12 protein-coding genes are annotated in these 15,136 nt (G+C 70.4%); 4 read left to right on the top strand and 8 right to left on the bottom strand.

Annotation, left to right across the window (positions count from 1 at the left end; all coding sequences use genetic code 11):
• Positions 1-23 precede the first annotated feature (23 nt).
• Entirely contained in the window at positions 24-1,034 is a 1,011-nt protein-coding gene (locus tag ABT367_RS04550) for a PAC2 family protein (protein WP_352249520.1), read from the top strand.
• A 117-nt stretch (positions 1,035-1,151) separates the two neighbouring features.
• Here ABT367_RS04550 and ABT367_RS04545 read toward each other — a convergent pair whose 3' ends face one another.
• On the bottom strand, positions 1,152-2,132 hold the full coding sequence (locus ABT367_RS04545; RefSeq protein WP_352249518.1) for an SMP-30/gluconolactonase/LRE family protein: 981 nt from the start codon (positions 2,130-2,132) through the stop codon (positions 1,152-1,154).
• Between the two features lie 273 nt (positions 2,133-2,405).
• Here ABT367_RS04545 and ABT367_RS04540 point away from each other — a divergent pair, with 273 nt between their 5' ends.
• Positions 2,406-4,151, top strand: a complete 1,746-nt coding sequence (locus ABT367_RS04540) for a S8 family peptidase (RefSeq protein ID WP_352249516.1) — start codon at positions 2,406-2,408, stop codon at positions 4,149-4,151.
• Positions 4,152-4,248: 97 nt separating this feature from the next.
• Positions 4,249-4,959 carry a hypothetical protein gene (locus ABT367_RS04535; RefSeq protein WP_352249514.1) on the top strand — a complete coding sequence of 237 codons (711 nt, stop codon included), beginning with the start codon at positions 4,249-4,251 and terminating at the stop codon, positions 4,957-4,959.
• Between the two features lie 72 nt (positions 4,960-5,031).
• Here ABT367_RS04535 and ABT367_RS04530 read toward each other — a convergent pair whose 3' ends face one another.
• From ABT367_RS04530 to ABT367_RS04510, 5 genes are all read right to left on the bottom strand, one after another.
• Positions 5,032-8,091, bottom strand: a complete 3,060-nt coding sequence (locus ABT367_RS04530; protein ID WP_352249512.1) for an NPCBM/NEW2 domain-containing protein — start codon at positions 8,089-8,091, stop codon at positions 5,032-5,034.
• A gap of 106 nt (positions 8,092-8,197) precedes the next feature.
• Positions 8,198-9,427 (bottom strand): cysteine--1-D-myo-inosityl 2-amino-2-deoxy-alpha-D-glucopyranoside ligase, encoded by a 1,230-nt coding sequence (gene mshC / locus ABT367_RS04525; RefSeq protein WP_352249510.1) that lies wholly within the window; start codon positions 9,425-9,427, stop codon positions 8,198-8,200.
• Positions 9,428-9,706: 279 nt separating this feature from the next.
• Positions 9,707-10,543, bottom strand: a complete 837-nt coding sequence (locus tag ABT367_RS04520) for an SCO1664 family protein (protein ID WP_352249508.1) — start codon at positions 10,541-10,543, stop codon at positions 9,707-9,709.
• Positions 10,507-11,097 carry a DUF3090 domain-containing protein gene (locus ABT367_RS04515; protein WP_352249506.1) on the bottom strand — a complete coding sequence of 197 codons (591 nt, stop codon included), beginning with the start codon at positions 11,095-11,097 and terminating at the stop codon, positions 10,507-10,509. Before ABT367_RS04515 ends, ABT367_RS04520 begins: the two co-directional genes overlap by 37 nt.
• 82 nt (positions 11,098-11,179) lie before the next feature.
• On the bottom strand, positions 11,180-11,875 hold the full coding sequence (locus tag ABT367_RS04510; RefSeq protein WP_352249504.1) for a histidine phosphatase family protein: 696 nt from the start codon (positions 11,873-11,875) through the stop codon (positions 11,180-11,182).
• A 62-nt stretch (positions 11,876-11,937) separates the two neighbouring features.
• On the opposite strand from ABT367_RS04510, the gene corA reads away from it, so the two are divergent.
• The gene (corA, locus tag ABT367_RS04505; protein ID WP_352249502.1) at positions 11,938-12,930 is read left to right on the top strand and encodes a magnesium/cobalt transporter CorA; all 993 of its coding nucleotides are present in this window, start codon (positions 11,938-11,940) and stop codon (positions 12,928-12,930) included.
• A 12-nt stretch (positions 12,931-12,942) separates the two neighbouring features.
• On the opposite strand, the gene ABT367_RS04500 is transcribed toward corA, so the two are convergent.
• Both ABT367_RS04500 and ABT367_RS04495 read right to left on the bottom strand, forming a co-directional pair.
• Positions 12,943-13,731 carry a ferritin-like domain-containing protein gene (locus ABT367_RS04500; protein WP_352249500.1) on the bottom strand — a complete coding sequence of 263 codons (789 nt, stop codon included), beginning with the start codon at positions 13,729-13,731 and terminating at the stop codon, positions 12,943-12,945.
• A 249-nt stretch (positions 13,732-13,980) separates the two neighbouring features.
• Complete coding sequence (locus ABT367_RS04495) at positions 13,981-15,036, bottom strand: LLM class F420-dependent oxidoreductase (RefSeq protein ID WP_352249498.1); 1,056 nt, start codon at positions 15,034-15,036, stop codon at positions 13,981-13,983.
• Between the last annotated feature and the right edge of the window lie 100 nt (positions 15,037-15,136).

Raw genomic sequence — 15,136 nt, 5'->3', positions numbered from 1 at the left:
GGAACGTCGGAAGGAGGCGCTGGGTGATCGAGCTCGAAGGGGTTCCCGAGCTGGTCGACCCGGTCATGGTGGCCGCGTTCGAGGGCTGGAACGACGCCGGCGACGCCGCCTCCACCGCGGTCGCGCACCTCGACAAGGAGTGGAAGGGCGAGGTCTTCGCCGCGCTCGACGCCGAGGACTACTACGACTTCCAGGTCAACCGCCCCACCGTCTGGCTCGACGGCGGCACCCGCAAGATCACCTGGCCGACGACCCGGCTCTCGGTGGTCCGCGTCGGCGGTGCCAAGCCGCGCGACCTGGTGCTCGTCCGCGGCATCGAACCGTCCATGCGCTGGCGCTCGTTCTGCAACGAACTGCTCGGCTTCGCCCATGAGCTGGGCGTCGAACTCGTCGTCATCCTGGGCGCGTTGCTCGGTGACACCCCGCACACCCGGCCCGTGCCGGTCAGCGGGGTGACCTCGGACGCGGATCTGGCTCGCTCCATGAACCTGGAGGAGACCCGTTACGAGGGTCCCACCGGCATCGTCGGCGTCCTGCAGGAGGCCTGCACGCACGCGGGCGTTCCCGCGGTCTCGCTGTGGGCGGCCGTTCCGCACTATGTGTCGCAGCCCCCGAACCCCAAGGCCACCCTGGCGCTGCTCAACCGTCTCGAGGACCTGATCGACCTCAGGATCCCGCTCGGTGAACTGCCCGAGGACGCCCGCGCCTGGCAGCTCGGCGTGGACCAGCTGGCCGCGGAGGACAGCGAAGTCGCCGAATACGTACAGACGCTGGAGGAAGCCCGGGACACCGCCGAGCTTCCCGAGGCGTCCGGCGAGGCGATCGCGCGGGAGTTCGAGCGCTATCTCCGGCGGCGGGACGGTGGTCCCGGGCATGCGACCGAGGGGGGCGAGGGCCAGTTCCTGCGGGACAGGGACACCCCGCACGACCGCACGAAGCCGCCCTATCCGCCGGCGGACCAGGGGCCGCGGCCGGGCGAGAAGGCCGAGGAGGACGACACCGAGGAAGCCGGCGGCGAGGACGCGTCGGACTGAGCCCGGAGTCCCGCGGCCGAGCTCTCGGGCATACGGCGGAGCTCTCAGGCGTACGTACGGGGCGGCACCTGGTGGGTGCCGCCCCGTCCTGCTGGTCCGGCAAGTCCGTATGCGCCCTCAGACCTGGTCGATCGCGACCGCGTCGTACGTCGTGTCCGGGCCGGGCTCCGGCACGTCGAAGCGCGCGTTGGGCAGATAGAGCCTGTTGCCCCAGGCGGCCGCGGTCGTGGGGATGCGGAACCTCTCCGGATCCGTGATGCGGGCGATCGCCCGGCCGCGTGTGCCCGCCTTGTTCAGGGCGAACACGTCGACGGCGTTCTGCTGTTGCTGCACGCAGTAGAGCGTGCGGCCGAGGAGCAGCAGTCCGTCGCCGTTGGGAATCTTCGCACCGCCGAGATCGACGGCCGCCGCACGGCCGGTACGCGGATCCACGCGCATCAAAGTGCCGCCGTCCGCATAGGCGTTCACCACGAGCAGGGCCGACCCGTCCGGGGTGCGCTCGATGCCGTTGGCCGTGAAGTCCGGACCCTGCACCCAGTCACCCGAGAGCGGCACGGTCGTCACGGCGCCGGGCCGCTGGTGCCGGTCGAGGGCGAGACGGTAGAGCTGCGGCTTGAAAGAGTCGGTGAACCAGGCGGCGCCCGGCGTGGGGATGACGTCGTTGACGAAGATGCCGTCCACGGTGGCGAGGGTGCGCAGCGCGCCGGTACGCGGGTCGGCGATCCGCAGCTCGCTGCTGGGGCCGCCGCACAGGAGCAGATCGCCGCTGCCGAGGATCTTCAGCCCGATGGTGGGGTGGTCCGCGCCCTGGCCTCGCACGACGGTCCGGCCGCGACCGGTGGCCAGGTCCACGCGGTAGACGCCGCCGTGGGCGATGGAGCCGAAGTAGGCGTGCGGAGTGCGGCCGATGGTGACGCCCTCGGGCTGGAAACCGTTCGGCAGCGGGAACTGCCGGGGCCACGCGGCTTTGTCACGGGTTTCGGCCGCCTGCGCCGTGGAGCCGAGACCTCCGAGGAGTGCGGCGCCGCCGAGCGCCGCCCCCGCGCCGAGCAGTCCCCGACGTGCTAACGGGCGCCCCGGTCTGTTGCTGAATGCCATTGCGCATCCTCTCGTGGAGAAGTCGCCAGAAACGGTCAACAGTCGCTCATACCCCATCACATGACGTCTGTCGCCGCAGGGTTTGGCCGAATTGAGGCGTGACATCGGATTCAAGACGAATTGCAGGGGGTTCCCCATTCAACTTGATTTCAAACTCAGTTGGTACGACAGGGGGTGGACGGATCCGCGCAGCGGTAGCAGGGTGGGCTCCGGAGAACCGCGGAGCAGCACCCGACGTACGCAGCAGTACTCGTCCGAGGGGAGCGCACAGCGATGACCGACCAGGTACAGCCGCCGCAGGGACCGGGCAGCACAGGGCCAGGACCCGACGGAGCGGGATTCACCTATCGAGGCGCCGAGCAGGAACTGATCGTGGTCGCACGGCCCGAGGCCCGGCTGCGGGCCGAAGGGGCCTCGGTGCGCTCGGCGGCCGGCGCCGATGTATCCGCCCTCAACATGTTCCTCAGCGATGAACAGCTGGCTCTGGAGCCGCTGTTCGGCAACGAAGAGCGCATCCAAGCCGCCGTCTCCCCGCAGCAGATCCAGGAGCCGGGCCCCGATCTCACCCTGTTCTACCGGGTGCGCGGCGGCCGCGAGCGGGCCCAGGAGCTGCGGTCGCGGATGGCCGCGCTGCCCGAGATCGATACGGCATACGTCAAGCCCGGAGCCGTACCGGCGGCGCTCGGACCCGTACGGCAGACCACCGAGGAGAGTCAGCGCCTCAAGGAAGGCGCCCCCGAGACACCGGACTTCACCTCGCGCCAGGGGTATCTGCGTCCGGCCCCCGAGGGCATCGACGCCCACTGGGCCTGGCAGCGGCCCGGCGGCAGCGGCGAGGGCATCACGATCATCGATGTCGAAGGCGCCTGGCAGCTCGGCCACGAAGACCTGTCGGCCAAGCTCGCCGGCGTCGTAGTCGGCACCCCTGTGCAGGACATCGCCTGGCGCAACCACGGCACCGCCGTGCTCGGTGTGCTCGGCGGCGACCGCAACCAGCGCGGGATCACCGGGATCGTGCCCGAGGCCGTGACCGCGGCCGCGTCCTTCCAGGGCATCGGATCCGCCGCGGCCGTCCACGCGGCGGCCGAGAAGCTCACGCACGGCGATATCGTCCTGATCGAACTGCACCGCCCGGGCCCGCAGTTCGACTACGAGACACGCGACGACCAGCGCGGCTACATCCCGCTCGAATGGTGGCCGGACGACTATGCGGCGATCCGCTGGGCCACCGCCAAGGGCGTCATCGTGGTCGAGGCCGCGGGCAACGGTGCCGAGTCGCTCGACGACGCGGTGTACGAGCGCAGGCCGGACGAGTTCCCCGAGTGGTGGCGCAACCCCTTCAATCCGTCCAACCAGCCCTCCGGCGCGGTCCTGGTCGGTGCGGGCGCGCCGCCGCCCGGCACCCACGGCCGCGATCACGGACCCGACCGTTCCCGTCTGGCGTTCTCCAACTACGGTGCGCGCGTGGACGCCCAGGGGTGGGGCCGCGAGACCACCACGACCGGCGGCTCGTGGAACCGGCCCGGTGACCTGCAGGGCGGTGCCGAGGAAATCGCCTGGTACACCGACACGTTCTCCGGCACCTCTTCGGCCTCCCCGGTGGTGACCGGAGCGCTCGCCTCGCTGCAGGGCATGCTGAAGGCCTCCGGGTCGGCGCCCATGTCCCCGCAGCAGGCGCGTGAGGTCCTGCGTGCATCGGGCACGCCCCAGCAGGACGCGCCCGGCCGCCCCGCATCACAGCGCATCGGCAACCGGCCCGACATCAAGTCGGCGCTGACCCGGCTGCTCCCGTCGGCGATCGGCTCGGGCCAGGCCGAGCGGTACTGGGACGAACTGGTCCCCTATCCCCGTGAACTCCCGCCCCGGCTCCGGCTGTTCGTGGCCGGCGCCTGGCGCAATCTCAACCATCCGGCGCCGGAGGTCCGCCAGGCGGTGCACTCCGCCTTCGCCGGCGGCCGACCGGACATCCGTGTCTGGTACGCGGACGACGAGATCGTGGGCCTGGTCGTCACCGGCTGAGACCGCACGGTCCCCGTACGACGGCATCCAACAACGGCATCCACCGACGACATCCATCGATCACCGCACTCCATCACCGAGGGAAGGTGGCACCCGCATGAGCACCACCCCGCAGATGAGTCAGCAAGGTCAGTTCGGACAGCAGCAGATTCCGCAGCAGCAACAGCAGCAGCAGTTCCCGCAGCAGCAGAGCCAGCAGGGCTTCGGCCAGCAGTCGGCGCCGTACGGCCAGTTCGGGCAGCAGCCCCAGCAGGGGTACGGGCAGCAAGGCTTCGGGCAGCAGCCCCAGCAGGGGTACGGCCAGGGGCAGTTCAACCCTCAGCAGTACGGCCAGCAGCAGTTCGGGCAGCAGCAGGGACCCAGCACGGCGCCCCCGCAGCAGCAGAACCAGCAGGGTTACGGCCAGCAGGGGTTCGGCCAGCAGTCCTCCCCGTACGGGCAGTTCGGCCAGCCCGGCCAGCAGCAGATGCCGCCGCAGCTGCAGCAGCAGCTCCAGCAGCTCGGCCAGCAGCCGAACATCCAGCAGCTGCTCCAGCAGATGGGGCAGCAGATGGGCCAGACCGGCCAGATCGGGGCGCAGGCGATCCAGAGCGGCGTCGCCACCCGCTACTGGGATGTCGTGGACGCGCTCCCCGGCCAGCCGCCGATCCTGTTCCTCCTGGTCGACAACGTCTGGCGTGAGCTGCACAACCCCAGCCAGGTGATCCAGGACGTGGTGCAGCGCGCGTTCATCGCGGGCCACCAGGTGCTCGGTTTCTTCGACAGCCAGTCGCCGAACCAGATCCAGGCGATCGTGGTCAACAAGTAGGCCACGTACGCGCAGAGGTGCAGGGCGGGAAGCGCTTCCCGCCCTGCACCGTGTCGTGCCGGCCCGCGGGCGCTACGCGCAGTGCAACCTGGCCGCCGCCCAGTCCCCGTGATCACCGCTCTTGGATCCGTTCGTATCCGTGATCCGCAGATGGACATGGCGTGCGCCGGCCAGGTCCACGTCCACCGGCACGGCCGCCGAAGCCCCGGTCACCTTCGGCGAGGTCCACAGGACCTTGCCGTCCGCCTCGACCGAGAAGGCCACCTCGCCATAGCCGTTGATCTCGTCGTCGATGCCGACGTCGGCGGTCAGCTTGGAGCAGCGGCCGCCGAGATAGACCTCGATATCCGAGTCGGCGTGCGCGCCGATGCCCTTCTCGTACGTGGTCCCGGCCAGCGTCAGCGCCCGGCCGTCCTCGGCGCCGGACTCGCCGTTGCTGCGGTCGCGTTCCGGCGGGCCCCAGCCGTTGGTGGACTTGAGCCACGGCAGATCGCTCGCCCAGGCGTCGGCGGTCGGCGGCGGGGGCATCACGGCCACGGCGAACCGCTGTACGGAGGTGCGGTCCTGGCCCGCCGCCCGGTAGCGGGCGGTGGCGGTCAGCGAGGCCTCGCCGGGCCGCGCGTCCTTGTCCGGGGTGACGGCCACCTCGACCCGGCGGGTCGTGCCGGCGGGAATGCGGTCGACGACCGGTGCGGAGGTCACCTGCCAGCCCTCCGGCGCCTCGATGCCCACCTGGACCCCGGTCGCGTCCCGGCTGCCCGCCGTGACGTCGACGGACACCTTGCCGGCCACCCCGGCACCCAACTCCTGTTCCACAGGCGCCGCGAGAGCGGCCTGGGCGCCGGGCACCGCACCGCCGACCGCGCTGGTGTCCTCGAGTTCGAGCTCGAAGGCCCGGTCGGTCCGCAGCTTCGCGGTCTTGACCTGGACCACGCCACCGCGGTCGTCCCGGTCGTACCACCAGCCCTCGGCCGCCGTGTCGAACGCGGCTTTCGACGCCAGCCGCGGCAGCCCGCGGTCGTCGAGCTCCACTCGGCTCGGCGCGTCCCCGGTGTGCACGGTGAAGCGGTACGGGCGGCTGCGCTGCTTTCCGCCGAACTCGCCCTCGCTCGCCCCGATCCGCACGGACACCTCACCGGCGCCCTGGCGCGGGGCGTCGACCTCCGCGCGCTGGGTGGCGTACTTCCCGGCGCGGTGCTCCCGCGTCACGCCGTCGTCCTCGTACAGCGTGAAGGAGGACCTGCCCTGCGGATAGACATCCCAGGCGAGCGGCGAATCGGCCGTGCGGTCCTGATACGAGCGGATGCCGGGCCACATCGGAACCGAGGCCCCGGCCCGTACGAACAGCGGCAGCGTGTCCAGCGGCGCGCTGTAGCCGTCCAGCGTGACCGGGCCCTGGTGCACACGCCCGCTCCAGTAGTCGATCCAGGTTCCCTTCGGCAGATAGATGCCGTCACGCACGGTGGAGTCCTGGTACACGGGTGCGACGAGGAAGTCCTCACCGGTCAGGAACTCGTACTTGGCCGCGTCCGTCCCGGCCTTCGGATCCCCCGGGTACTCCAGCGCGAGCGGCCGGACCGGCCCCACGCCGGTCCTCGTGGCCTCGTGCGCGTACGAGTACATGTAGGGCAGCAAGGACTCCTTGAGCTTGAGGTACTTGCGGTTGATCGAGGTGTACGGCTCCCCGTACCGGAAGGGCTGCTTGTCGCTCGCGGCCCAGCCGTCCATCGTCATGAGGGCCGGCAGGAAGGCCTTCCACTGCAGATCACGCGTGTACGTCTTGGGGCTGCCACCGAAGATCCCGTCCACGTCTCCCGTGGTGTAGGCGAGACCCGACATGGTGGCACCGGCGTACGTCGGGATCTGGAAGCGGATGTTCTCCCAGCTGCCCGACTGGTCGCCGGACCACTGCACACCGCAGCGCTGCGCGCCCGACCAGCTCTCGGGTGCCCAGGTGAAACCGCGGGCATCGCTGTGGTCCTCGATGCCCTTGTACGCGTCCTTGCAGCCGTCGAGGGCGAACTTGTAGCCCTCGCCCACCCAGGCGACGTCCAGCTTGGCCACCCGCTGTCCGGCCTTCACCTGGTCGGCGAGCTTGTCGATACCGTCCTCGGTCCACAGGCCGAGCTGCATCTTGCGGTCCTGCAGGCCGTCGGCGGTCTCGGCGAGGTTCTCGTAGCCGCAGCCGTAGCCGTCGTTGACGAGCATCCAGCCGTTCGGCATGTCGTGCTCGAGATAGCCGTCGGCCACCTTCAGGGCGTCGAGGGTGTGCCGTTCGCCGCGGTTGGCGTTGTGCAGATAGCAGTCGGCGTCGCCGATCTCCAGACCGTAGATCGGCGGCAGGAACGGCTTCCCGGTCAGCCGGGTGTAGGAGCCGATGACGTCCTTCGCACCGTCCGCGCCCTCGCCGGTGAAGTAGTAGGCGTCGAAGCGCTGTTCCTTCGCCGAGGCCGTGACGGGGTCGGCGAAGGAGTACGTGTTCGGGGCGTACGTGTTGCGGTAGACGCCGTATCCCGACGAAGACAGGTAGAACGGGACGGAGTTGGGGTGGCCCCCGTCCTCCCAGTTGTAGTCGACGCCGACCTCGACGGCCCTGCCGCGGTGCGAGGTGTTGCCGCGGCCGTTCTGCATTCCGGCGCCGTAGTACTGCTCGTCGGCGCCGCGCGCGAGGCTCTGCGTGGTGCGCTCGCCGTTCCAGGTGAGCCCCTTGGTCTCCGCCCAGACCTGGCTGCCGTCGGCCCGGTGCAGGGCGAAGCGCAGGGGCTTCTTGTAGGCGCGCAAGGTGACTTGGGACGTGGAGAGCTCGTAGCGGTCACCCCTGTCGCGCCACTTGGTGGCGGGCGGGGTGCCCTGCGGCAGGACGATGTCGGTGCCGGTGGGGTCGGTGAACCTTCCGTCCGGCGCGAGTTCGATACGGAAGGTCTCGGCCGTCACGAAGGAGACGCGGGCCTCGGCGGCTCCTGCGGCCAGGCGGTAGACGGCCCCGTCGGCCTCGAAGCCGGTGATGTCGCCGACGGTGGTGTCCGCGGGCTCGGCCTGCACGGTCTGCCCGCCGCCGGGCCCGGCGAGCACTGCGAACAACCCCAACAGGGCGGCAACTGCCGTTCCCCTGAACCACTTTGGAGATCTCATGGCGCGTGTGTAGCAGCTGCGCACAGGCGCCACCATGGACTGAGAAAGGCCGCTTCTGGACTTTCCGAAGCGGCCTTCCTCGTGGATCTGCGGTTCTCGGTACCGCCTAGAGAGCCACGCCCAACAGCGCGTCCACGGCCCGCGATACGAGCCCCGGCGCACCCTCGTCCGTACCGCCGGTCGAGCTCTGCAGCTCGGCCCAGCGGTCCACGGCCTCGAGCGCGGAGGGGGCGTCGAGGTCGTTCGACAGGGCCTCGCGGATCTCCTCGACGAGTGCCTCGGCGGCCGGTCCGTCGGGGCGCGAGACGGCCGCGCGCCAGCGGCCGAGGCGGGCCACGGCGTCGGCGAGCACCTGGTCGGTCCACTCCCAGTCGGCCCGGTAGTGGTGCGAGAGCAGCGCGAGCCGGATGGCCGCGGGGTCCACACCGTCGCGGCGCAGCGTGCTGACGAACACGAGGTTGCCCTTGGACTTGGACATCTTCGCGCCGTTCAGGCCGACCATGCCGGCGTGCACATACGCCTTGGCCATGGGGAACTCGCCGGTCAGCACCTGTGCGTGCGAGGCGCCCATCTCGTGGTGCGGGAAGGCCAGGTCGGAGCCGCCGCCCTGGACGTCGAAGCCCATGCCGAGGTGGTCGAGCGCGATGGCCACGCACTCGATGTGCCAGCCGGGCCGTCCGGCGCCGAGCGAACCGCCGTCCCAGCTCGGCTCGCCCTCGCGGGCGGCCATCCACAGCATCGGGTCGAGCGGGTTCTTCTTGCCGGGCCGCTCGGGGTCGCCGCCGCGTTCGGCGGAGAGCAGCTTCATGGCGGCTGCGTCGAGGTTCGAGACCTTGCCGAAGTTGTCGTCGGATTCGACCGAGAAGTAGATGTCGCCTTCGAGCTCATAGGCCGCGCCCATGTCCCGCAGCCGTTCCACGAGCGGAACGATGCCGGGTATGGCCTCGACCGCACCGATGTAGTGCTGCGGCGGAAGCATCCGCAGCGCGGTCATGTCCTCGCGGAACAGCGCGGTCTCGCGCTCCGCGAGCCCGACCCAGTCCTCGCCGTCGCGCAGCGCGCGCTCGAGCAGCGGGTCGTCGACATCCGTCACGTTCTGCACGTAGATGACTTGCCGCTTCGTGTCGAGCCACACGCGCTGCACGAGGTCGAACGCGTTGTAGGTCGCCGCGTGACCCATGTGGGTCGCGTCGTACGGCGTGATGCCGCAGACGTAGATACGGGCGACGGGACCGGGGTCGAGGGGGATGAGCCCTCCGGTCGCGGTGTCGTGAATCCTGAGGTCGCGGCCCTTGCCGGGCAGGGCGGGGACCTCGGAAGCGGGCCAGGCATGCATTCCTTGAGCGTAACCGGAGGGGTGTTCCCTGTCCGAACCGGTCCTCGATCTTGACCGGATCCGCGGTCTTGCGCTTTCGGGGGCTCGCCCCCGGGGCCCCGCATCCGAACTTCGTTCGGATCTGCTCAAGCGCCGCAGGGGCTGAGAGAGACCGCCTCAAACGCCGGCGGGCTGGGTTTGCGGACGGGCCGGGTTGCCCGGCCGGGCTGGGTTTGCCCGGCCGGGCTGGGTTTGCGGGGACGGGCTGGGTTTGCGGGAACGGCCGGGTTTGCCGGAGGGCTAGATCGGCGGCCAAGGGATGGCGGGCCACTCCCCCTCCGGGACCGGGTGCACGCCCGAGCGCAGCAGGGCCCAGACCCGCGCGCGGGTCGCGTCGACCTCGGCCGGGGTGAGGAGCTCGGCCAGGCGTGCGGACAGCGGCCCGTCGGGCGCGAGCGAGGACGCGAGGCCGGTCAGCACGGTCAGCGCCCACGAGGGCAGCGGCTCCCCCGCCCAGCCCCACAGCAGGGTCCGCAGCTTGTTCTCGGTGTTGAACGTGACCCCGTGGTCGATTCCGTACAGCCGCCCCTCAGGCGCGGCGAGGAGATGCCCGCCCTTGCGGTCGGCGTTGTTGATCACCGCGTCCAGGACCGCGAGCCGCCGCAGCCGCTCGTCGTCCGCGTGCACCAGAAGCGCCTGACGTCCCTCACCGACCTCGGCGAAGGCCACCGCCTTCCAGCCCTCCCCCGGCTCCTCCGCGTCGACCAGCGCGAGCAGCTCGGGCCCGGGCTCCTCCGGGGCGTCGATCCACAGCTGGCACATGCCCGTGCCGTAGGGGCCCTCGCGCAGCACGGTCGGCGGCACAAGGCCCCAGCCGGTCGCCTCGGAGACCTCGTACGCGGCGACCTCGCGCTCGGCGAGCGTGCCGTCCGGGAAATCCCACAGAGGGCGCTCCCCGGCGACCGGCTTGTAGACGCACGCGGCCGACTCGCCCTCGTACGAGAGATCGCAGAGCAGCACCGCGTTGGACGCCTCACGGATCCGGCCGCGCACGGTCAGCTCGCCGTGGGTGAGGAGCTCGGTGGAAAGCCCAAAGGAGCTCACGCCCCGCGGCGGTATCCGTTCTGGCGCGGACATACGTGTCCTTCCGGATCGAGCGGCAAAGAGCACAGCGGGCACGGCGGGCGGCCCGCGTTCACCACGTCAAGGGCGCGCTTGGCGAAGGCCCGCGCCTGCGCACCGCTGAGGCGGACCCGCAGCATCGGCGGGCCGTTCTCCTCGTCCTGGAGGAGCTGTTCCTCGGCAGCGGCGAGATCGTCCTCGGTCTCGGCGTCCAGCTCGACCAGGGCCTGCGCCTCGACGATCATGCGCTCGGCGTCACCGTCCCAGGCCAGCGCCATGGTGCCGACCCGGAACTCCTCCTCGACGGGGGCGTCGAGCGGTGCGGTGTCGGCGTTCTCGGAGGGTGCGACCGCGGGGACCGGAGCGCTGCCGCCGCTGCGCCGTACGACCTCGTCGAGCAGCTCGTCCATCCGCTCGGCCAGCGCCGCCACCTGGGTCTTCTCCAGCGCCACGCTGGTCACCCGGCCACCGGCCGAGGCCTGCAGGAAGAACGTACGGCGTCCGGGCAGACCCACCGTGCCGGCCACGAAGCGCTCCGGCGGGTCGTACAGGAACACCTGACGGGTCACGGACTCTGCCTCTCCCTGCGATCGGCGTCTATGGACATGGAAGCTTGTACGCGGAACGGTGCCACCCTACTGCGGCCGACGATCACGGTGCGCCCGCATCTCCCCCCACTCTGGCCTCCGACCGGTCGGGCCCGGAAGGCTCGGCGGGCGGCGCCAGGGAGCTCAAGTCCCCGGTGTCTCCCAGGCGTACGAGGAAGGGCCGCAGCCGCGTGTAGCGGATCACGGTAACTGAGCAGGGCTCGACGGAGATGCGCTGGAACAGGTCCAGATGGAGGCCGAGGGCGTCCGCCACAAGGGACTTGATGATGTCGCCGTGCGAGCACATCACATACGCCGCCTGCGGCCCGAAGTCCCGTTCCACCCGCGCATTCCATTCCCGTACCGCCTCCGCGGCCCGGTGCTGCATCTCGCGCATGGACTCCCCGCCGGGGAAGGCGGCTGCTGTCGGATGCTGCTGCACGACCTCCATCAGCGGCTCACCGGCGAGCTCGGCCAGCTTGCGCCCCGACCAGTCCCCGTAGTCGCACTCGACGATCCGCTCGTCCTCGTGCAGTTCGAGCCCGTCCCGTGCGGAGAGCAGCGGCGCGACCGTCTCCCGGCACCGCTGCAGCGGACTGCTCACGGCCAGCGCGAGCGGCACCCCGTCCAGCCGCCCGGGCAGCCCGTCGGCCTGCGCCCTGCCCCGCTCGTCGAGCGCGACCCCGGGCATCCGCCCGGCGAGCACCCCCTCGGTATTGGCGGTGGACCGTCCGTGACGCACGAGAATCAAGGTGGGCATGCGGCCAGGGTAGGCGCCCGAAAGCACCGCACAGAATGCATGCTCCGCCGTATCCAGGAAAGATGCCCTCCGTGATCGTGGACTGCGCCATCTACCGGGAAGGCCGCCGGACCAAGGGGCCGGAGGACTTCTCCGATGCCCTGGACGAGGCGCGCGCGAGCGGGGACGCCTTCCTCTGGCTGGGGATGCACGAGCCGACCGAGGAGGAGTTCGCCCTCGTCAGCTCCGAGTTCGGGCTGCATCCGCTGGCCGTGGAGGACGCGCTCAAGGCACATCAGCGGCCCAAGCTCGAGGTGTACGACGATTCGCTGTTCGTGGTGCTCAAGCCCATCGCGTACGACGTCCAGCGCGACGAGGTGACCTCCGAGGAGCTGATGCTCTTCGTCGGCGACTCCTTCGTGGTGACCGTGCGGCACGGTGAGAGTGCTCCGCTCGGGGTCGTGCGCAGCCGGCTCGAGGAGCAGCCCGAGGTGTTGCAGCACGGGCCCACCGCCGTGCTCTACGCGGTGAGCGACGCCGTCGTGGACCACTACCTGGACGTGGCCGGCGAGCTCCATCTGGACCTGGAGACCCTGGAGGAGGAGGTCTTCGCGCCCGGCACCACCGACACCAGGACGCTCGCCGCGCGGATCTACAACTTCAAGCGGCAGATCCTCGAATTCCGCCGTGCCACCGTGCCGTTGACGACACCGATGCTCCGGCTGACGGGCGCGGGCGTGCCGTTCGTGGACGAGCACTCACGGCTGTTCTTCCGCGATGTGAACGACCATCTGACGCGCGCCAACGAGGGCGTGGAGTCGCTCGACCGGCTGTGCTCGGACATCCTCTCGGCGCATCTGGCGCAGACGGGCGTGCGGCAGAACGACGACATGCGCAAGATCTCCGCCTGGGCCGCCATGGCCGCGGTGCCGACCATGGTCGCCGGTGTCTACGGCATGAACTTCACGCACATGCCGGAGCTCGACCAGTGGTGGGGCTACCCGGGCGCCGTACTGGTGATGGCGGGGGCGGTGTACGGCCTGTACCGCACCTTCAAGCGGCGCGGCTGGCTGTGAACCGCCCCCGGGTCAGGCGAATTCGGGGGCCGAGGCCGCGGGACCGCCGAGCGCGTTGCGCCGCTCGGGCATCTTGAGGGACACCATCCGCCGCCAGCCGCCGGCCCGTTCGTACGCGTACACGGCGTGGATGCCCGCGGCGAGCGTCCCGGCCTTGGCCTTGGGCCAGCCGAGGATGCGGCCCATGTGGTCCATGACGGCGAGGCTCACATCGCGGTAGATACGGATCTCCGCGTGGGCGCACTCGCGCAGGATCCGCTGGATGTCACGGCCGTGCCCGGCGTACGCGAAGCGCAGCAACTCCTCGTGGCAGTACGCGAGATGGTTGTCCTCGTCGTTGGAGATCATCTTGACGGCGCGGCCGATGTCGGGGTGGTCGCCGAAGTACTTGCGCAGCATGTCCATCTGCTCGGAGGCGCGCTGCTCGGTGACCCTGCTGTGCGCGAGATACGTGATGATGTCCTGCTCACCGAGCGGCTGGTCGCCCTTGAGCTGCTCGTGCGCGAGCCCGATGCCGTTCTTCTCGAGCAGCATCGTGTAGTCGGTCTCGTGCGGGATCTCGCACGGTTCGAGGCCGCGCTTCTTCAGCAGGGCGTTGAAGATCCGCCCGTGCTTGTCCTCGTCCGCGCCATGCCGGGTGATCTTGGGCGCGAGTTCGCGCTGGCTCTCCGGTACGAGCGCCGCGATGCGCGCGTTCTCCCAGCCGCCCTGGGACTCCCCGCTCGCGGCGATGGAACAGAACAGCCGGAAGGACTCGTCGTTGTCGAGGATCTCCGTGAACAGGCTCTTGGCCGAAAGCATGACTGGCACCTCCACGCAGCGATCTGCAGGGTTCCGCAAAGAACGAGTCAAATGCGGTGCGAGGTGCCAGGCAACAGTTGTGTCGGACAACTGCGCTGAAAGACGTATTCCGGCTCGTGTGCGGTTTGCATCCATCTGGCGGTGGACAGCCGTAACCGTCCTGTCTTTGGCGCGTTGTTCTCCGTGACGGCCGTGGCGGGGAAGACCCCCCGAGCCCCCACCACGGCCGCAGAAATTCTTTGGCGCGCGTTACGCCAGACCGGCGCGCTCCACCGCTTCCACACCGGCCCGCAGCGCCGCAAGCCGCTCGTCGAGCGTGAAGCCCGCGGGAGCCAGCGTCAGCGTCGTCACCCCGGCCGCGGCATAGGCCTGCATCCGGTCGGCGATCCGGTCCACGGAACCGAGCAGCGCGGTCGAGTCGATCAGCTGCTGCGGTACGGCGGCCGCGGCGCCCTCCTTGTCGCCGGACAGGTACTTGTCCTGGATCTCGGCGGCTTCCTTCTCGTATCCCATGCGCTGGGCGAGCTGGTTGTAGAAGTTCTGCTTGCGGCTGCCCATGCCGCCCACATACAGCGCGGTGTACGGACGGAAGGTGTCGGCGAGCGCGCTGACGTTGCTGTCGTCGCCGAGGGCGAGCGGCAGCGTCGGGCAGACGTCGAAGCCGTCCATCGCCAGGCCCGCCTTCTGGCGGCCGGCCCGGATGTACTGGAGCGCGGTGTCCTCGATGTGCTCGGCGGACGGGAAGATCAGCAGGGCGCCCTCGGCGATCTCGCCGGTCTGCTCCAGGTTCTTGGGGCCGATCGCCGCGATGTATACGGGGATGTGCTCGCGGGCCGGGTGCACGGTCAGCTTGATCGGCTTGCCCGGGCCGCCGGGCAGCGGCAGCGTCCAGTGCTCGCCTTCGTAGCTGAGGCGCTCGCGGCTCATCGCCTTGCGGACGATCTCCACGTATTCGCGGGTACGGGCCAGCGGCTTGTCGAACTTGACGCCGTACCAGCCCTCGGAGACCTGCGGGCCCGAGACGCCGAGGCCGAGGCGGAAGCGGCCGCCGGACAGCGAGTCGAGCGTCGCGGCCGTCATCGCGGTCATCGCGGGCTGGCGGGCCGGGATCTGGAAGATGGCGGAGCCGATGTCGATCCGTTCGGTCTGTGCCGCGACCCAGGACAGGACCGTCGCCGCGTCCGAGCCGTAGGCCTCGGCGGCCCAGCAGACCGAGTAGCCGAGCTTGTCGGCCTCCCTGGCGACGGCCAGGTTGTCCGCGTCCATTCCGGCGCCCCAGTAGCCCAGGTTGATCCCGAGTCGCATCGGCCGCACCCCTTACTGATCAGTAACAGACTGTGTGGTCGGGAGCCTAGCGGGTGGGGGCGGATTGCGGCAGGGGCCGAGGGGGCAAGGGCGCGGTACG

It is taken from the genome of Streptomyces mesophilus, assembly GCF_040300965.1.
GTDB lineage: Bacteria > Actinomycetota > Actinomycetes > Streptomycetales > Streptomycetaceae > Streptomyces > Streptomyces mesophilus_A.
Note: the sequence above shows the minus strand (reverse complement) of the source record. Positions and strands in the feature narration are given on the sequence as shown.